20 protein-coding genes are annotated in these 18,153 nt (G+C 68.6%); 17 read left to right on the forward strand and 3 right to left on the reverse strand.

Features of this window, described 5'->3' with window-relative positions:
- The first annotated feature begins 161 nt into the window (after window positions 1–161).
- The 10 genes from atpB to J2W45_RS01165 are packed head-to-tail and all read left to right on the forward strand — an operon-like array spanning window position 162 to window position 8,334.
- The gene (atpB, locus tag J2W45_RS01120) at window positions 162–959 is read left to right on the forward strand and encodes a F0F1 ATP synthase subunit A (RefSeq protein ID WP_310128288.1); all 798 of its coding nucleotides are present in this window, start codon (window positions 162–164) and stop codon (window positions 957–959) included.
- A gap of 51 nt (window positions 960–1,010) precedes the next feature.
- Complete coding sequence (gene atpE / locus J2W45_RS01125) at window positions 1,011–1,232, forward strand: ATP synthase F0 subunit C (protein WP_064111451.1); 222 nt, start codon at window positions 1,011–1,013, stop codon at window positions 1,230–1,232.
- 31 nt (window positions 1,233–1,263) lie between these two features.
- Complete coding sequence (locus tag J2W45_RS01130) at window positions 1,264–1,821, forward strand: F0F1 ATP synthase subunit B (protein ID WP_310128291.1); 558 nt, start codon at window positions 1,264–1,266, stop codon at window positions 1,819–1,821.
- Window positions 1,821–2,612, forward strand: coding sequence for a F0F1 ATP synthase subunit delta (locus J2W45_RS01135; protein ID WP_310128292.1), 792 nt, complete (start codon window positions 1,821–1,823; stop codon window positions 2,610–2,612). The genes J2W45_RS01130 and J2W45_RS01135 overlap by 1 nt, the downstream gene beginning before the upstream one ends.
- 22 nt (window positions 2,613–2,634) lie before the next feature.
- The gene (gene atpA, locus J2W45_RS01140) at window positions 2,635–4,272 is read left to right on the forward strand and encodes a F0F1 ATP synthase subunit alpha (RefSeq protein WP_310128295.1); all 1,638 of its coding nucleotides are present in this window, start codon (window positions 2,635–2,637) and stop codon (window positions 4,270–4,272) included.
- Between the two features lie 37 nt (window positions 4,273–4,309).
- Complete coding sequence (locus tag J2W45_RS01145) at window positions 4,310–5,209, forward strand: F0F1 ATP synthase subunit gamma (protein ID WP_310128297.1); 900 nt, start codon at window positions 4,310–4,312, stop codon at window positions 5,207–5,209.
- Window positions 5,210–5,234: 25 nt separating this feature from the next.
- Window positions 5,235–6,698, forward strand: a complete 1,464-nt coding sequence (gene atpD, locus J2W45_RS01150) for a F0F1 ATP synthase subunit beta (RefSeq protein WP_310128299.1) — start codon at window positions 5,235–5,237, stop codon at window positions 6,696–6,698.
- Between the two features lie 2 nt (window positions 6,699–6,700).
- Window positions 6,701–6,961 carry a F0F1 ATP synthase subunit epsilon gene (locus tag J2W45_RS01155; RefSeq protein WP_310128301.1) on the forward strand — a complete coding sequence of 87 codons (261 nt, stop codon included), beginning with the start codon at window positions 6,701–6,703 and terminating at the stop codon, window positions 6,959–6,961.
- Between the two features lies 1 nt (window position 6,962).
- Window positions 6,963–7,523 carry a P-loop nucleotide/nucleoside kinase family protein gene (locus J2W45_RS01160; protein WP_310128303.1) on the forward strand — a complete coding sequence of 187 codons (561 nt, stop codon included), beginning with the start codon at window positions 6,963–6,965 and terminating at the stop codon, window positions 7,521–7,523.
- Window position 7,524: 1 nt separating this feature from the next.
- A complete protein-coding gene (locus J2W45_RS01165; RefSeq protein ID WP_310128305.1) occupies window positions 7,525–8,334 on the forward strand; it encodes a YaaA family protein in 810 nt (269 codons plus the stop codon).
- A gap of 353 nt (window positions 8,335–8,687) precedes the next feature.
- Here J2W45_RS01165 and J2W45_RS01170 read toward each other — a convergent pair whose 3' ends face one another.
- Both J2W45_RS01170 and J2W45_RS01175 read right to left on the reverse strand, forming a co-directional pair.
- Window positions 8,688–9,320 (reverse strand): DNA-3-methyladenine glycosylase I, encoded by a 633-nt coding sequence (locus J2W45_RS01170; RefSeq protein ID WP_396427102.1) that lies wholly within the window; start codon window positions 9,318–9,320, stop codon window positions 8,688–8,690.
- Window positions 9,321–9,385: 65 nt separating this feature from the next.
- Window positions 9,386–9,883 carry a methylated-DNA--[protein]-cysteine S-methyltransferase gene (locus J2W45_RS01175; RefSeq protein WP_310128307.1) on the reverse strand — a complete coding sequence of 166 codons (498 nt, stop codon included), beginning with the start codon at window positions 9,881–9,883 and terminating at the stop codon, window positions 9,386–9,388.
- Between the two features lie 131 nt (window positions 9,884–10,014).
- On the opposite strand from J2W45_RS01175, the gene J2W45_RS01180 reads away from it, so the two are divergent.
- The 6 genes from J2W45_RS01180 to J2W45_RS01205 all read left to right on the forward strand — a co-directional run bounded on the left by J2W45_RS01180 (window position 10,015) and on the right by J2W45_RS01205 (window position 16,236).
- Entirely contained in the window at window positions 10,015–10,983 is a 969-nt protein-coding gene (locus tag J2W45_RS01180) for an aldo/keto reductase (RefSeq protein ID WP_310128309.1), read from the forward strand.
- Between the two features lie 45 nt (window positions 10,984–11,028).
- Complete coding sequence (locus tag J2W45_RS01185; RefSeq protein ID WP_310128311.1) at window positions 11,029–11,676, forward strand: TetR/AcrR family transcriptional regulator; 648 nt, start codon at window positions 11,029–11,031, stop codon at window positions 11,674–11,676.
- Window positions 11,676–13,409, forward strand: a complete 1,734-nt coding sequence (locus J2W45_RS01190) for an ABC transporter ATP-binding protein (protein WP_310134850.1) — start codon at window positions 11,676–11,678, stop codon at window positions 13,407–13,409. Before J2W45_RS01185 ends, J2W45_RS01190 begins: the two co-directional genes overlap by 1 nt.
- 11 nt (window positions 13,410–13,420) lie before the next feature.
- Window positions 13,421–15,394, forward strand: a complete 1,974-nt coding sequence (locus J2W45_RS01195; protein WP_310128313.1) for an ABC transporter ATP-binding protein — start codon at window positions 13,421–13,423, stop codon at window positions 15,392–15,394.
- Between the two features lie 64 nt (window positions 15,395–15,458).
- Entirely contained in the window at window positions 15,459–15,731 is a 273-nt protein-coding gene (locus J2W45_RS01200) for a type II toxin-antitoxin system TacA family antitoxin (RefSeq protein ID WP_310128314.1), read from the forward strand.
- Window positions 15,724–16,236 carry a GNAT family N-acetyltransferase gene (locus J2W45_RS01205; RefSeq protein WP_310128316.1) on the forward strand — a complete coding sequence of 171 codons (513 nt, stop codon included), beginning with the start codon at window positions 15,724–15,726 and terminating at the stop codon, window positions 16,234–16,236. Before J2W45_RS01200 ends, J2W45_RS01205 begins: the two co-directional genes overlap by 8 nt.
- A 1-nt stretch (window position 16,237) precedes the next feature.
- Here the strand turns inward: J2W45_RS01205 and J2W45_RS01210 are convergent, their stop codons facing one another.
- A complete protein-coding gene (locus J2W45_RS01210; protein ID WP_310128317.1) occupies window positions 16,238–17,029 on the reverse strand; it encodes a DUF1206 domain-containing protein in 792 nt (263 codons plus the stop codon).
- Between the two features lie 108 nt (window positions 17,030–17,137).
- Here J2W45_RS01210 and nusA point away from each other — a divergent pair, with 108 nt between their 5' ends.
- On the forward strand, window positions 17,138–18,145 hold the full coding sequence (nusA, locus tag J2W45_RS01215) for a transcription termination factor NusA (protein WP_310128319.1): 1,008 nt from the start codon (window positions 17,138–17,140) through the stop codon (window positions 18,143–18,145).
- Window positions 18,146–18,153: the final 8 nt, after the last annotated feature.

Here is an 18,153-nt window from a genome sequence, read left to right on the forward strand (position 1 = left end):
CGTTATGGGCTGAAAACTCTTGTAGAGTTGTCAGTGATCCCCCACCCGTTCGCGCTCAGAACACGTGACGTGCGAGTAGTGCAGGGTTACCCACCGTTCGTCGTCGCGAGAGCCATGAGCTCGACGCCCCGAAACAGGAGATAGCGCTGTTAGCTAACGCTGTGAACCTGCTGGTCCAGGCCGCAAGCTCCGATGATGGAAGCTTCCACGGGCCCTCGATCAACGAGTTCTTCCCCCCGACCCTGTTCACCATCGGTGGCCTCGAGTTCAACCGCATCATCGTCGTCCGCGTACTCGCGACGATCGCGCTCCTCCTCATCTTCTGGCTGGGCACGCGCCGGATGCGCCTCATCCCCGGGCGTTACCAGTCCGTGGTCGAGATGGGCCTCGACTTCGTCCGCGTCAACATCGCGGAGGACCTGCTCGGCAAGAAGGACGGACGTCGCTTCCTGCCGCTGCTCACGACCATCTTCTTCATGGTGCTGTTCTTCAACATCACCGGCATCATCCCCTTCCTGAACATCGCGGGCACGTCGGTGATCGCGGTTCCGCTGCTGCTCGCGATCGTCGCGTACATCACGTTCATCTACGCGGGCATCAAGAAGAGCCCGAAGAACTTCTTCAAGAACGCGCTCTTCCCGCCCGGCGTGCCGTGGCCGCTGTACATCATCGTGACGCCGATCGAGTTCGTCTCGACCTTCATCCTGCGTCCCATCACGCTGACTCTCCGACTCCTGATGAACATGGTGGTCGGGCACCTGCTGCTCGTCCTGTTCTTCACGGCGACGACGTTCTTCTTCTTCACCGCGGGCGGCTGGTGGGCCCTGTTCGGCATCGGCACCTTCGCCTTCGGGTTCGTCTTCACGCTCTTCGAGATCCTGGTCGCAGTCCTGCAGGCCTACGTCTTCGCGCTGCTCACCGCTGTCTACATCCAGCTGGCAGTCGCCGAGGAACACTAAGAACGATCCGCGCACCCGCACGGATCGCCATCACGGAAGGAAACACACAACGTGGACATCGCTGCAATCAACGGCAACATCGCCACCGTCGGTTACGGCCTCGCGGCCATCGGCCCGGCCATCGGCGTGGGCATCGTCGTCGGCAAGACCATCGAGGGCGTGGCCCGTCAGCCCGAGCTGGCCGGCCGTCTCCAGGTCCTGATGTACATCGGTATCGCGTTCACCGAGGCGCTCGCCTTCATCGGTATCGCTACCTACTTCATCTTCGTCTGAGTCCTCTTTTCTCACTCAGTAAGGAGGAACCATGCTTAAGAGTGTGGTGATCGCAGCCGCGGAAGAGTCGCACAACCCGCTCATCCCGGAGTGGCCCGACATCATCGGCGCGCTGATCTGCTTCATCGTCATCCTGTTCTTCTTCTGGAAGCTCGTGCTTCCGCGCATGACGAAGCTGCTGGATGAGCGTGCGCAGGCGATCGAAGGCAACATCGAGAAGGCCGATGAAGCGCAGCGCAAGGCCGAGGCCCTGCTGGAGGAGTACACCGCCCAGCTCGCCGAGGCGCGTGCGGAGGCGGGCAAGATCCGCGAGACCGCTCGTGCCGACGGACAGAAGATCGTCGCGGAGGCCCGCGAGGCCGCAGCGACGGAGGCCGCTCGCGTGACCGCCCAGGCGCAGGCTCAGCTCGAGGCGGAGCGCCAGACGGCGCTCGTCCAGCTGCGCGGCGAGGTCGGCTCGCTTGCGATCGACCTCGCGTCGACGGTCGTGCGCGAAGCGCTCGACGAGGACAAGCGCGCTCAGGCCATCGTGGACCGCTTCCTGGCGGACCTCGAGGCGGACGAGCAGAAGGCAGGATCGGGCAACTGATGGGAAGCGCCACCAGAGAAGCATTGGCCCGGTCCGTGTCGGCACTCGCCGACCTGGGATCCAAGGCCGATCTGGCGACGGCTGAGGACCTGTTCGCCGCAGGACGGGTCGTCGCCGACTCGGCCCAGCTCCGAGCCGTCCTCAGCGACCCCACGGCCGACCCGGCGGCGAAGGCGACGCTCGTGAAGCGCGTCTTCGTCTCGCTGCCGGCGGACACCGTCGCGCTGCTCGGCGTCATCGTCGCGCAGCGCTGGTCGTCGCACGACGACCTGCTCGCCGCGATCGAGGAGCTCGGGATCCGCGCGATCGCCGCCTCGGCGCCGCGCGACGTCGACATCGTGGCCGAGCTGTTCGCCTTCGGAGGCGCCGTGACCTCCGATGCGCAGCTCGAACTCGCCCTGCGCAGCAAGCTCGCCTCGACGGAGTCGAAGGTCGCCCTGGTCGAGCGCCTGCTCGCCGGGCGCTCCTCGCAGCAGACGACCGCGATCGTGCGCCAGCTCGTCCAGCAGCCCCGCGGCCGCAGCATCCGCGAGTCGCTCCGTGCCGCAGCGCGCGTCGTGGCCTCGCAGGACCGCCTGACGATTGCGACGGTCTACACGGCGGCTCCGCTGCCCGAGGCCCAGACCGAGCGGCTGCGCTCCGCGCTCAGTGCCACCTACGGCGACCTGAAGATCAACCAGGTCGTCGACCCCTCGATCATCGGCGGATTGCGCGTGCAGATCGGTGACGACGTCATCGATGGAAGCATCGCGTCGCGTCTCGCCGAACTCCGGCTTCAGCTGGCGGGCTGACCGCCTCAAGATAGGAATCACAATGGCAGACATCCAGATCAGCCCCGACGAGATCCGCGACGCGCTCAAGGACTTCGTCAACAGCTACGAGCCGACCGGCGCCGAGGCGACCGAGATCGGCCACGTGCTGGACGCCTCCGACGGCATCGCGCACGTCGAGGGCCTCCCCAGCGTCATGGCCAACGAGCTCATCCGCTTCTCGAACGGCGTCCTCGGCCTCGCCCAGAACCTCGACGAGAACGAGGTCGGCGTGGTCGTGCTCGGCGAGTTCGAGGAGATCGTCGAGGGCATGGAGGTGACCCGCACCGGCGAGGTCCTCTCCGTCCCGGTCGGCGACGGCTACCTCGGTCGCGTGGTCGACCCGCTCGGCAACCCGATCGACGGCCTCGGCGAGATCGCCAGCGAGGGCCGCCGCGAGCTCGAGCTCCAGGCGCCCGGCGTCATGCAGCGCAAGTCGGTGCACGAGCCGCTCCAGACCGGCATCAAGGCGATCGACGCCATGATCCCGGTCGGCCGCGGTCAGCGCCAGCTGATCATCGGCGACCGCCAGACCGGCAAGACGGCCATCGCGATCGACACGATCATCAACCAGAAGGCCAACTGGGAGTCGGGCGACGTCAACAAGCAGGTCCGCTGCATCTACGTCGCCATCGGCCAGAAGGGCTCGACCATCGCCTCGGTGAAGGGCGCGCTCGAGGACGCCGGCGCGATGGAGTACACCACCATCGTCGCGGCCCCCGCCTCCGACCCGGCCGGCTTCAAGTACCTGGCGCCCTACACCGGCTCGGCCATCGGCCAGCACTGGATGTACGGCGGCAAGCACGTCCTCATCGTCTTCGACGACCTGTCCAAGCAGGCCGAGGCGTACCGCGCCGTGTCGCTGCTGCTCCGCCGTCCGCCGGGACGCGAGGCCTACCCGGGCGACGTCTTCTACCTGCACTCCCGCCTGCTGGAGCGTTGCGCCAAGCTCTCCGACGAGCTGGGCGCCGGCTCGATGACCGGTCTGCCGATCATCGAGACCAAGGCGAACGACGTCTCCGCGTACATCCCGACCAACGTGATCTCGATCACCGACGGCCAGATCTTCCTGCAGTCCGACCTCTTCAACGCCAACCAGCGTCCCGCGGTCGACGTCGGCATCTCGGTCTCCCGAGTCGGTGGCGACGCGCAGGTGAAGTCGATCAAGAAGGTCTCCGGCACGCTCAAGCTCGAGCTGGCGCAGTACCGCTCGCTCGAGGCGTTCGCGATGTTCGCGTCCGACCTCGACGCGGCGAGCCGCCGTCAGCTGGCGCGCGGCGCCCGCCTGACCGAGCTGCTCAAGCAGCCGCAGTACTCGCCGTTCCCGGTGGAGGAGCAGGTCGTCTCGATCTGGGCGGGCACCAACGGCAAGCTCGACGAGGTCGCCGTGGAGGACGTCCTGCGCTTCGAGTCGGAGCTGCTGGATCACCTGCGCCGCAACACCGACATCCTGGACACGCTCCGCCAGACCAACGTCCTCGACGACGACACGGTCGCGAAGCTCGACTCCGAGGTGGACGCGTTCAAGCTCGAGTTCCAAACCGGCGAGGGCAAGCCGCTCGCCTCGGTCGGACGCGAGGAGTTCGAGGCCATCGACGCGGACGAGGTCGACCAGGAGCGCATCGTCAAGGCCAAGCGCTGAGCGCCGCCGCGATCGAAGAATAGGTAAGAGGAGACACATGGGAGCCCAGCTTCGGGTCTACCGGCAGAAGATCAGGTCTGCCCAGACGACCAAGAAGATCACCCGTGCGATGGAGCTGATCTCCGCCTCCCGCATCCAGAAGGCGCAGGCGCGGGTGGCCGCCAGCACGCCGTACGCCCGCGCGATCACGCGCGCGGTGTCGGCGGTGGCCACCTACTCCAACGTCGACCACGTGCTGACCACCGAGCCGGAGAAGATCGAGCGCGCAGCGATCGTCATCTTCTCGTCCGACCGCGGCCTCGCAGGTGCGTTCAACTCGAACGTGCTCAAGGAGTCCGAGAAGCTCGCCGAGCTGCTCCGCAGCCAGGGCAAGGAGGTCGTGTACTTCCTCATCGGCCGCAAGGCGCAGGGCTACTTCAGCTTCCGCCGTCGCGCGTTCGAGCGGGTCTGGACCGGTAACACGGATGCCCCGGAGTTCGAGCAGGCGAAGGAGGTCGCGGACGCGATCCTCGAGTCGTTCCTGCGCGACGCCTCCGACGGCGGGGTGGACGAGATCCACATCATCTACAACCGCTTCGTCAGCATGCTGACGCAGGAGCCGCAGGTCGTGCGCCTGCTGCCCCTCGAGGTCGTGGAGGGCGTGGAGGAGCCGGACCGCACGCAGGTCCTGCCGCTGTACGAGTTCGAGCCGGATGTAGGGACCGTGCTCGACGCTCTGCTGCCCGTCTACATCGAGAGCCGCATCTTCAACGCGATGCTGCAGTCCGCCGCCTCCAAGCACGCGGCGACGCAGAAGGCGATGAAGGCCGCGAGCGACAACGCCGACAAGCTCATCACCGACTACACGCGTCTGGCCAACAACGCCCGTCAGGCGGAGATCACCCAGCAGATCTCCGAGATCGTCGGCGGCGCCGACGCCCTGAGCTCGGCAAAGTAAACGTCCTAACGAGAGAGAACGAATCATGACTACCGCTACCGCCGAAGCCCAGGCTTCGACCGCGCAGCCGGGTGGCGTCGGGCGCATCGCGCGCGTCACCGGCCCGGTCGTCGACATCGAGTTCCCGCACGATGCGATCCCGGGTATCTACAATGCTCTGAAGACCACGATCACGATCGGCGAGGAGTCGACCGAGATCACGCTCGAGGTCGCGCAGCACCTCGGCGACGACCTGGTGCGTGCGATCGCGCTGAAGCCGACCGACGGCCTGGTCCGCGGCGGCGAGGTGCGCGACACCGGTTCGCCGATCACCGTGCCGGTGGGCGACGTGACCAAGGGCAAGGTGTTCAACGTCACCGGTGACATCCTGAACCTCGAGCCCGGCGAGAAGGTGGAGATCACCGAGCGCTGGCCGATCCACCGCAACCCGCCGGCGTTCGACCAGCTCGAGTCGAAGACGCAGCTGTTCGAGACGGGCATCAAGGTCATCGACCTGCTGACCCCGTACGTGCAGGGTGGCAAGATCGGCCTGTTCGGCGGCGCCGGTGTCGGCAAGACCGTCCTCATCCAGGAGATGATCCAGCGCGTTGCGCAGGACCACGGTGGTGTGTCGGTGTTCGCCGGTGTCGGTGAGCGCACCCGTGAGGGCAACGACCTCATCCACGAGATGGAGGAGGCGGGCGTCTTCGACAAGACGGCCCTCGTCTTCGGCCAGATGGACGAGCCGCCGGGGACGCGTCTCCGCGTCGCCCTCTCGGCGCTGACCATGGCGGAGTACTTCCGCGATGTGCAGAACCAGGATGTGCTGCTCTTCATCGACAACATCTTCCGGTTCACGCAGGCCGGTTCCGAGGTCTCCACGCTGCTCGGCCGCATGCCGTCCGCGGTGGGCTACCAGCCGAACCTGGCCGACGAGATGGGCCAGCTGCAGGAGCGCATCACCTCGACCCGCGGTCACTCGATCACCTCGCTGCAGGCGATCTACGTGCCGGCGGACGACTACACCGACCCGGCGCCGGCGACCACGTTCGCCCACCTGGACGCGACGACCGAGCTCTCCCGTGAGATCGCGTCGAAGGGTCTGTACCCGGCCGTCGACCCGCTGACCTCGACCTCGCGCATCCTCGACCCCCGTTACCTGGGTGAGGACCACTACCGCGTGGCCACCACGGTCAAGCAGATCCTGCAGAAGAACAAGGAGCTGCAGGAGATCATCGCGATCCTCGGTGTGGACGAGCTGTCGGAGGAGGACAAGATCACGGTGTCGCGTGCGCGCCGGATCCAGCAGTTCCTCTCGCAGAACACCTACATGGCGAAGAAGTTCACCGGTGTCGAGGGCTCCACGGTCCCGCTCAAGGAGACCATCGAGTCCTTCGACGCGATCGCCAAGGGCGAGTTCGACCACGTGGCCGAGCAGGCCTTCTTCAACGTCGGAGCGATCTCCGACGTCGAGGAGAAGTGGGCGCAGATCCAGAAGGAGAACGGCTGAGCATGGCTGTCCTCAACGTCAGCGTCGTCGCCGCCGACCACGAAGTGTGGACCGGTGAGGCGAGCATGGTCGTCGCACGCACCGTGGAGGGGCAGATCGGTATCCTGCCCGGCCACGAGCCGCTGCTCGCCATCCTCGCCGAGGGCGAGGTGCGCGTGACCCTCAACGGGGGCGAGTCGATCACGGCCAGCGCCGATGACGGCTTCCTCTCCGTCGAGAACAACACCGTCACCATCGTGGCCCGTCAGGCCGAACTGGTCTGACATGGCTGCGACCCCGGGAGCCCCGCTGGAGCGCCAGTTCGGAGACGTCCGCGTCCCGATGCTGGTGGCGATGGCGGGGCTTCCCGGTTCCGGCAAGTCCACCCTGGCGGAGATCCTGGCCGGGCGCCTCGGCGCCACGGTGATCTCGGTGGACCCGATCGAGGCGTCCATCCTCCGCGCCGGCATCGATTCGGACCAGCCGACCGGGCTGGCGGCCTATCTCGTCGCCGAGACGATGGCCGAGCAGGTGCTCCTCTCCGGTCACTCGGTCGTGGTCGACGCGGTGAACGCGGTGGAGCCGGCGCGCCTTCAGTGGCGCGACCTGGCCGAGCGCTGCGACGTGAAGCTGCGGGTCGTCGAGACGGTGTGCTCCGACCCGGACCTGCACGAGGAGCGCCTCGCGAAGCGCACCGGGATCGTCGCCGCGTACGCCGTCGAGCAGAGCGTCGACGAGTACGACGAGTGGCGCGGCGCGTGCGGAACGCTGCCGCGCATCACGCTCGACACGGCGGCGCCACTCGGCGAGAACGCCAACACCGCCCTGGACTTCGTGGAGGGCTAGCGTGCTCATCCTGCTCCCGCCCTCGGAGACGAAGAGGGACGGGGGAGTGGGGTCCCCGCTCGCCCTCGAACGCTTGAGCTTCCCCGCGCTCACCCCGGTGCGCCGGGAGGTCGTCGGCGCCGTCGTCGAACTGGCCGCCGATCACGACGCGGCCGTCCGCGCTCTGAAGCTCGGCCCCAAGCAGTCCGGCGAGGTGGAGCGGAACCGCAGCATCCCGGACGCCCCGACGATGCGCGCGCTCGAGCGCTACACCGGGGTCCTCTACGACGCGCTCGATGCCGGGACGCTCGACGACGCCGCATGGGCGGCCGCTGCGGATGCGGTCGCGGTGCAGTCGGCGCTGCTCGGACTGGTGGGTGCGGCGGATCCTGTGCCCGCCTACCGCCTCTCGTTCGACTCGCGGCTGTCGCTTCACCGCGGGTCCCCGTCGCTGAAGAAGCGGTGGGCCGCCGCCGGGGCGGCCGTCCTCGCGGAGCGCGACGACCTGCTGCTCGACCTGCGCTCCGAGGGCTACGCGGCCCTCGCGCCGCTTCCGGATCGGGAGGGCGCCCACTACGTGCGCGTGCTCGCCCGCGATGAGAGCGGTCACGTGCGCGCGCTCAACCACTTCAACAAGCAGGCGAAGGGTCTGCTCACCCGGGCGTTGCTGGAGGCGGGCGCCGGCTTCGCCACCACCGACGAGCTGCTGGCGTGGGCCGGAGCCGAAGGCTACGAACTGCGCCTCGCGACGGACGGAACGCGCGACCTGGAGCTGGTCGTCCCCGAGGTGCGCGGTGTGCCCGGGCGGCTCATGGCCGCCCTCCGGGTCTGACCGCCGCAGGCCGCTGGGCCGCGCGCATCCGGCCTCTTTCCCTTCGCCGCGTGGATGCGCGCCTCACCGGCAATTCCCAGTGGTGCACGCCGAGAAAGTGAGCTATGCTCACAACCAAGAGAGAGGATCACTGATCCGAGGGCGTGGACGCACCTGGTGCGAACTCGGCCTCACTTAGTCGGGCCGACGTGTGGTGGCCGGCGTGTCATCCCCATGCGCCGTTTCCACACCGGAGTGTGAGCACCATTAATCCGCCTGCGGTCGGGCACGAGCGGTAGCGTCCTCACCAGCGAGAATCCGGCGTCGGAGCCATATCCGCCGTCGGCCCGACTCTCTCGGTACCGCCGGCCGCGTCACGCGCGGAAGCAGCCCTCGAAGTGGTCGTCGACCATGCCGGTCGCCTGCATCAGCGCGTACATCGTCGTGGGCCCGACGAACCGGAATCCCCGGCGGCGGAGCTCTTTGCTCATCGCGGTCGACTCGGGCGTCACGGCGGGGATCTCCCCCCACGATCGCGGACGCGGTCTGTCGCCCGCGGGCGGCGCGAAGCCCCACATGAGCTCATCCAGCGGCTCCTCCAGCGCGAGCACCGCCCGCGCGTTCGAGATGGTCGCCTCGATCTTGCCGCGGTGGCGGATGATGCGCGCATCCTGAAGCAGCCGCTGCACGTCGGCCTCGGTCATCGCCGCCACCTTCTCGGGTTCGAACCCGAGGAACAGCTCGCGGAAGGCGGGACGCCGGCGCAGGATGGTGATCCACGAGAGCCCCGCCTGGAAGCCCTCCAGGCACAGCTTCTCGTACAGCGCACGCGCGTCGTGCTGCGGGCGCCCCCACTCCTCGTCGTGATATCGCCGGTACTCCGGGTCGCTCGCCGACCAGGAGCAACGTGCGAGTCCGTCTTCGCCGACGACCAGCGCCGAGCGTGGCTCTGTGCTGGCCGGGCTCACCGCGTCGCTCGTGCTCTCCGTGCCGGCCGGGGCCTCCATGCCGTCCGTGCTGTCCGTGCTGTCCGTGCTGTCCGTGCTGTTCGGGGTCTCCGTGGTCGCCTCGCTCATGCCGCCAGCAGGATCCCCTCGTGCTCGAGCAGCCACAGCTTGGTGGGGATGCCGTCCCCGCCGCTGTAGCCGGTGACCCGGCCGCTGGACGAGAGCACCCGGTGGCAGCCGACGATGATCGGCACCGGGTTGGCGCCCACGGCTCCACCGATGGCGCGGCCGTAGCCGGCGTGACCGAGCGACGCCCCCAGCTCGCCGTAGGAGACGAAGGTGCCGAACTCGAGTTCGGCGAGCCGCTCCCACACCGCCTGCCGGAAGGGGGTGCCCTGCAGGCGCACCGGCACGTCGAAGGTGCGACGCGTGCCCGCGAAGTACTCGTCGAGCTGCGCCGCCGCGTCGTCGAGCACGGCCGTGCTGCGTTCGGGATGGTCGTCGAGCGGCAGACGGCCGGCCCGTTCGATGGAGAGCGACGTCACCGCGGTGCCGTCACTGGTGAGTTCGAGGCGCCCGATGGGGCTCGTGGTGCGGAGGAGGTAGGCGAAGGAACTGCTCATGGGTCGACTCTAGAGCGCGCCGCCGACGTCCACTCGCGGGATTCGGACATTGGGGATAAGCCGTCTGGAGGCCAGGTTGTGGAGGGATTCCGGATGATGGTCGGGCGGGAGCGCGTGCCTAGACTCGGAGCATGGCGAACATCGAATACCGCACCCTCGGACCGTCCGGCCTGATCGTCTCCACGATCGGTCTCGGCTGCAACAACTTCGGCCGCGCAGGCACCGTGACCGAGACGCAGGAGGGCACGGATGCCGTCATCGGCGCGGCCATCGACGCCGGAGTGACGCTGTTCGACACCGCCGACATCTACGGCAGCGAGCGGGGACTCTCCGAGACGCTGATGGGCAAGTCGCTGGAGGGGAAGCGCGACCGGATCGTGCTGGCCACGAAGTTCGGGATGGACATGGCCGGGCTCAACGGGCCCGACTGGGGAGTGCGCGGGTCGCGCCGCTACATCCGGCTGGCGGTCGAGAGCTCGCTCCGGCGGCTCCGCACCGACTGGATCGACCTGTACCAGCTGCACCAGCCCGACCCGGTGACGCCGATCGAGGAGACCCTCGAGACGCTCGACGACCTGATCGCCGAGGGCAAGATCCGCTACATCGGCCACTCCAACCTGAGCGGCTGGCAGATCGCCGAGGCCGAGTTCACCGCGCAGTTGCACGGCCACCCGAAGTTCGTCTCCGCGCAGAACGAGTACAGCCTGCTCGCGCGCGACGCCGAGCGCGAGGTGCTCCCGGCGGTCAACCGCTACGGGCTGGGCTTCCTGCCCTACTTCCCGCTGTACAACGGGCTGTTCACGGGCAAGTTCACCCGTGAGGGCGGTCCGGCCGACAGCCGCATCATGAACATCCGCAAGCACCTGCTCGACAACGCCCCGTGGGATCGTATGGACCGGTTCCAGGCGTTGTGCGACGAGCACGGCGTCACGATGCTGGAGGCGACCTTCGCGTGGCTGCTGGCTCAGCCGGGACTCACGAGCGTCATCGCGGGGGCGACGAAGCCGGAGCAGATCGTCGCCAATGCCGAGGCGGCGACCGCCTGGTCGCCCACCGACGCGGAGGTGGCGGAGATCTCCGAGATCTTCGCGCGCGACTGACCCCAAAACCTTGTGAGTGAGCACTCACTCCGTTAGAGTGAGCGCGTGAATCAGGATGATGTGCGCGACGCCCCGCGCACCCGCGCCCCGTCGATGTCGGCGGACGACCGCAAGGCGATGATCGTCGACGCCGTCATCCCGCTGCTGCTGGAGCACGGCCGGGGGATGACCTCCCGCCAGATCGCCGAGGCCGCCGGCATCGCGGAGGGCACGATCTTCCGCGCCTTCGGCGACAAGGAGACCCTCGTGCAGGCCGCCATCGAGAAGTACCTCGATCCCGAGCCGCTGCGTGAGGCGCTGCGCAGCATCGACCCGGCGCTGCCGCTCGAGCACAAGGTCCGCGCCATCCTGTACCTGCTCCGGGAGCGGTTCCAGAGCGTGATGCGGATCATGCCGGTGATCGGCCCGCAGCGGCCGCCGGTCCCGCAGGAGCGGGGCGAGTTCGCGCGCATCATCGCGCGCATCATGGAGCCGCAGTCCGACGACCTGAACTGGCCGCCCGAGCGCGTGGCGCATGTGCTCCGTCTCATCAGCTTCTCCGCCGCGTTCCCGGCACTGAACGAGGGCATCGAGTTCAGCATCGACGACCTCGCCCGCATGGTGCTCGTCGGCGTCGCGGGCGAGTCGCCCTACGTCGCCGACCTCCATCACCCCATCCCGACCTCATCGACGTCGTCCACCACGGAGGCATGATGCTCCTCAGACTCCTCGGCCGGTTCCTCCGGCCGCACTGGCCCCTCCTGATCGGGGTGCTCGTCTTCCAGCTCGCGCAGTCTCTGCTGTCGCTCTGGCTGCCCACGCTCAATGCGGACATCATCGACAACGGCGTCGCGAAGGGCGACACCGGCTACATCCTCTCCGTCGGCGCGGAGATGCTCGGCGTGACGCTCGTCCAGATCGCCTGCGCCATCACCGCCGTGTACTTCGGGGCGAAAGTGGCCATGCTCGTGGGCCGGGATCTGCGCGAGGCGATCTTCCACCGCGTCGGCGAGTTCTCCGAGCGCGAGGTGACCGCCTTCGGTGCGCCCTCGCTGATCACCCGCAACACCAACGACGTGCAGCAGGTGCAGATGCTCGTCATGATGACCTGCACCCTGCTCGTCGCCGCGCCGATCCTGGCCGTCGGCGGCATCGTTCTGGCCATGCAGCAGGACATCGACCTGTCCTGGCTGATCGCGGTCAGCGTCCCGGCGCTGCTCGTCGCCGTGAGCATCATCATCGCGCGCATGGTGCCGCAGTTCCGCCGGATGCAGGACAGGATCGACCGCGTGAACCGCGTGCTGCGCGAGCAGCTGAGCGGCATCCGGGTCGTGCGCGCCTTCGTGCGGGAGGACGTGGAGACGAACCGCTTCCGGACGGCGAACGACCAGGTGACCGAGACGGCCCTGAAGGCCGGACGCCTGTTCGCGCTGATGTTCCCGATCGTCATGCTCGTGCTCAACGTGTCGAGCGTCGCCGTCATCTGGTTCGGTTCGTTCCGCGTGCAGGACGGCACGCTGCAGGTCGGGACGCTGACCGCGTTCCTGCAGTACCTCACGCAGATCCTGATGGGCGTCATGATGTCGACCATGATGGCCGTGCTGGTGCCGCGCGCCGCGGTCTGCGCTGACCGGATCGGCGAGGTGCTCGGCACCGAGCCGTCGGTCCGGGCGTCCGCCGATCCGATCACGGAGGTGCCCGGGCACGGGACCGTCGAGTTCGTCGACGTCGGCTTCTCGTATCCCGGCGCCGAACATCCCGTGCTCACCGACATCACCTTCTTGGCGGAGTCCGGCAGGACCACGGCCATCATCGGCAGCACCGGCGCCGGAAAGACCACGCTCGTGAACCTCATCCCGCGCCTCTTCGACGCCACCAGCGGCATCGTGCTGGTCGACGGGGTGGATGCGGCCGACCTCGACCCCGAGGTGCTCTGGTCCCGCATCGGGATCGTGCCGCAGAAGCCGTACCTGTTCTCGGGCACCGTGGCGTCGAACCTCCGCTACGGCAACCCGGACGCCACGGACGACGACCTGTGGCACGCCCTCGAGATCGCGCAGGCGCGTGACTTCGTCGAGGCGATGCCCGAGCGTCTGGAGGCGCCGATCGCCCAGGGCGGGACCAACGTTTCCGGCGGCCAGCGGCAGCGTCTCGCGATCGCGCGTGCGCTCGTCCGGAAGCCGGAGATCTACGTGTTCGACGACTCCTTCTCGGCGCTCGACACCGCCACGGACGCGCGGCTGCGTGCCGCGCTGGCCCGCGAGGTCACGGACGCGACCGTGATCGTGGTCGCGCAGCGGGTGTCCACCATCGTGGACGCCGACCAGATCATCGTCCTGGAGGACGGCCGGGTGGTCGGCCGCGGGACGCACGACGAGCTCCTGGAGAGCAACGCGACCTACGCCGAGATCGTCTCGTCGCAGCTCGCGGCTCAGGATGCGGCATAGGGGGACACGCGATGAGTGAGAAGACGACAGCGCCCGAGCGTCCCGCCGGCCCTCCGATGCGGCGCGGGCCCGGAGGCGGCGGCCCGTTCGCCGGCATGGGGATGCCCGTCGAGAAGTCGATGAACTTCGGCCCGAGCGCGAAGCGGCTGCTCGGCCGGCTGCGCCCGGAGCGGCTGGCCATCACGGCCGTGACGGTGCTCGCGGTGATCTCGGTGACCTTCGCCGTGCTCGGCCCGAAGCTGCTCGGCAACGCCGTCAACCTGGTCTTCGCGGGGGCGCTGTCGCTGCAGTTCCCGTCGGGGCTGACGCAGGCGCAGGTGATCGCGGGTCTGCGCGCCCAGGGCCAGAGCCAGCTGGCCGATCTCGTCTCGGGCACGACGTTCACGCCGGGTGCGGGCATCGACTTCACGGCCGTCGGTCAGACGCTGCTCTGGGTGCTCGCGCTCTACGTGGCGTCGTCGGTGTTCAGCTATCTGCAGGCCTACGTGCTGAACGGCGTGACGCAGCGGACCGTCTATCGGCTCCGCGCCGACGTGGAGGAGAAGCTGCACCGGTTGCCGCTGAAGTACTTCGACGGGATGCAGCGCGGCGAGCTGCTGAGCCGGGTCACGAACGACATCGACAACATCTCGCAGTCGCTGCAGCAGACCATGAGCCAGTTGCTCACATCCCTGCTCACGGTGGTCGGCGTTATCGTGCTGATGTTCGTGATCTCGCCGCTGCTCGCGGTGATCGCGCTGATCACCATCCCGCTGACCCTGGTCATCACCACGGTGATCGCGAAGCGCTCGCAGAAGCTGTTCGTCGCCCAGTGGCGGCACACGGGCGAGCTGAACGGCCAGATCGAGGAGGCGTTCACCGGCCACTCGCTGGTGAAGGTGTTCGGCCGCCACCGCGAGGTGGAGGCCCGCTTCCGCGCCAAGAACCAGGAGATGTACCGGGCCAGCTTCGGCGCCCAGTTCATCTCGGGGATCATCATGCCCGCGATGATGTTCGTCGGGAACCTGATGTACGTCGCGATCGCGGTCGTCGGCGGCCTGCAGGTGGCGAGCGGCGCGATGCAGCTCGGCGACGTGACCGCGTTCATCCAGTACTCGCGTCAGTTCACGCAGCCGCTCACACAGCTCGGGTCGATGGCGAACCTGCTGCAGTCGGGCGTGGCCAGCGCGGAGCGCGTCTTCGAGCTGCTGGATGCGGACGAGCAGTCCGAGGACCCGCGCGAGCCGGAGAGCCCCGAGGGCACGAAGGGCCGGCTCGCGTTCGAGGACGTGTCGTTCCGGTACACCGAGGACACGCCGCTGATCGAGCACCTGTCGCTCGTCGCGCAGCCCGGCCAGACCGTCGCGATCGTCGGGCCGACGGGCGCCGGGAAGACGACCCTCGTCAACCTGATGATGCGCTTCTACGAGCTCGACGGCGGCCGCATCACCCTCGACGGCGTGGACATCGCCTCGATGAGCCGGCACGACCTGCGCAGTCGGATGGGCATGGTGCTGCAGGACACCTGGCTGTTCAAGGGCACCATCCGCGACAACATCCTGTACGGCCGTCCCGACGCCACCGAGGAGGAGGTGATGGATGCGGCCCGCGCGACCTACGTCGACCGCTTCGTGCACTCCCTCCCGGACGGCTACGACACCGTGCTCGACGACGAGGGCGCCAACATCTCGGCCGGTGAGAAGCAGCTGCTGACCATCGCGCGTGCGTTCCTGGCCCGGCCCAGCGTGCTCATCCTCGACGAGGCGACGTCGTCGGTGGACACGCGCACCGAGCTGCTGGTGCAGAAGGCGATGAGCGCGCTCCGCGCGGACCGCACCTCGTTCGTGATCGCGCACCGCCTGTCCACCATCCGCGACGCCGACCTCATCCTGGTGATGGAGGCGGGCCGCATCGTCGAGCAGGGGACGCACGCCGAACTGCTCGCCCGCGGCGGCGCCTACTACACGCTGTACAACGCGCAGTTCGCCGGAGCCGCGGGGGAGTAGCCATCCCCGACGATCGGGTTGCCGTACACTTGTCCGTACAGACCAGCGAGCGAGAGGGGATGGGATGAGAGCCAGTGCACGCCTGGAGTTCCGGGTGAGCCCCGCCGACCGGGCGCGGATCGAGCAGGCGGCGGAACTCGCCGGGGAACCCACGTCCACCTTCGCGCGCCATGCGGCGGAGGAGCGGGCCGAGCGGATCCTGCGCGATCACGAGGCGACAACGCGCGTGCCAGCGCAGTTCTTCGACGACCTCTACGCGGCGCTCGACGCACCCGGGGAACCCAACGCTGCGCTCGCGGCCGCCGCAGACCGCCTGCGCGGGATGACCGGTGAGTGAGGGTCTGCCCTCCGAGCGGTTCGACCCCGAACGTCATGACACCGCCGCGTTCGCGTGCGGGGCACCGGGGATGGACGTGTGGCTGCGCGAGCACGCGCACGATGCGTCGCGCCGGAACACCGCGGTCACCTGGGTGTGGAACCGTGGAGGACGGGTCGTCGCCTACTACTCGCTGTCCGCTCACAAGGTCGCCCGCGATGAGGTGCCGCATCCGATCGGCCGGGGCGGTCCCGTCGAGATCCCCGCCGTGATGATCGGCAAGCTGGCTCTGGACTCGACCCTGCACGGTCAGGGTCTCGGCGGCGTGCTCCTCGCGGACGCTCTGACCCGGGTCGTCGCCGCCACGCAGGTCGTCGCCGCTCGCGTGGTCGTCGTGGACGCTCTGGACGCCGACGTCGCGAGGTTCTACCAGCGGTTCGGCTTCACCCGGGTGCCCGAGGGACTCCGCCTCGTCCGGCGGATCAGCAGTGTGGCGATCGACCTCGCAGGAGCCGCGGGGGAGTAGGTCAGGGGTCGCGGAGGCGCGAGGCGAACGCCCGGACGCACCAGAACGCCCCGTAGGCGATCAGGCCCAGGGCGATCAGGATGAGCAGGATGACGCCGAAGGGCACCTCGACGAGCGCCTTCAGGCTGCCGTCGAGGCCGCCGGCCTTCTCGGGATCGGAGGTCAGCGCGCCGAACACGACCAGGCCGCCCACGATGATCAGGGCGATGCCCTTGGCGACGTAGCCGACGCGGCCCAGCGTCGTGGTGATCGTCGCCCAGCGGTTGGGCGGCAGGCGCAGGTCGCGCTCGAAGCGGTGCGTGACCCCGTTCACGATGAACACGACGCCCACCGCCACCACCGCGAGACCGATCGCGGCGAGCAGGAACACGCCGCCCGGCATCGCCAGCAGCTTCGCGCTCATGCTCTGCTCCGACGACGAGGCGTTGCTCCGCCCTCCCGCGGCGATCGAGATCGCGATGCCGGCGAGGGCCGCGTAGACGACGCACTTCGCCACCTCCGTCACCTTCTGGCCGGGCCGCCGGGCGGTGATCGCCTGGAGGATCTGCCAGAGCGACAGGAAGATCAGCCCGACGATGACCGCCCACAGCACGAACAGGCCGCCGGGCACCGCCACGAGAGCCTGGAGCGCGCCGGTCTGGTCGGCGTTCCCTCCCGCTCCAGTCGCGACGGCGAGGGCGATGATGCCGATGAGGATGTGGAGGACGCCGATGGCGGCCAGCCCCACACGCGCCAGGACGCGCACGGCGGGCTGGCGCTCGACGCGGGAGGCGGCCCGGCTGGGGGTGGTCATGGGGTGAACGGTACCCGGCGTTCCCGCCTTCCGGAATCTCGGGTACCGTAGAGGACTGAGTCCGTCGCGCTGTCACGCGGCGGCGAGATCTGAATAGAGGAGGCCGGCATGGACATCGACCTCAGCGTCTTGCGTCTCATGGAGCGCGAGAAGGAGATCCCCTTCGACGAGCTGGTGCAGATCATCGAGCAGGCGATCCTGACCGCGTATCTGAAGCACACCAACCAGGCCGACCACCGTCACGGCCACAGCGACCAGCCGCCCGCGGCCCGCGTCCACCTCGACAGGAAGACCGGCCACGTCACCGTCTACGTGCCGGAGCGCGACGAGGAGGGCAACGTCATCGGCGAGGCCGAGGACAGCCCCAGCGACTTCGGGCGCATCGCGGCCTTCGCGGCCAAGCAGGTCATCAACCAGCGGCTGCGCGACATCGCGGACGACGCGGTGCTCGGCGAGTTCCGCGGCCGCGAGGGCGACATCGTCGCCGGCGTCATCCAGCAGGGTCCGAACCCGCGGATGATCCACGTCGACCTCGGGTCGGTGGAGGCCATCCTGCCTCCCGAGGAGCAGGTGCCCGGCGAGGACTACGCGCACGGCTCCCGCATCCGGGTCTACGTCACGAGCGTCACCAAGGGGCCGAAGGGTCCGTCGATCACCGTCTCGCGCACGCATCCGGCGCTCGTCCGCAAGCTGTTCGCGCTCGAGGTGCCGGAGATCGCCAGCGGTGTCGTGGAGATCGTCTCCCTCGCCCGCGAGGCCGGGCACCGTACCAAGATCGCGGTGCGCGCGACCGAGCCCGGCGTGAACGCCAAGGGCGCCTGCATCGGCGAGCTCGGCCAGCGCGTGCGCGCGGTGACCGCGGAGCTCAACAACGAGAAGATCGACATCGTCGACTACTCGCCCGACCTGGCCACGTTCGTGTCGAGCGCCCTCTCGCCCGCGAAGGTCACCAGCGCGTTCGTCATCGACGAGTCGCTGAAGGCCGTCCGCGCCCTCGTCCCCGATTACCAGCTGTCGCTGGCGATCGGCAAGGAGGGGCAGAACGCCCGCCTCGCGGCGAAGCTCACCGGTGCAAAGATCGACATCCAGCCGGACTCGATCCTCGACCGCGACTGACCTGGTCG

It is taken from the genome of Leifsonia shinshuensis, assembly GCF_031456835.1.
GTDB lineage: Bacteria > Actinomycetota > Actinomycetes > Actinomycetales > Microbacteriaceae > Leifsonia > Leifsonia shinshuensis_C.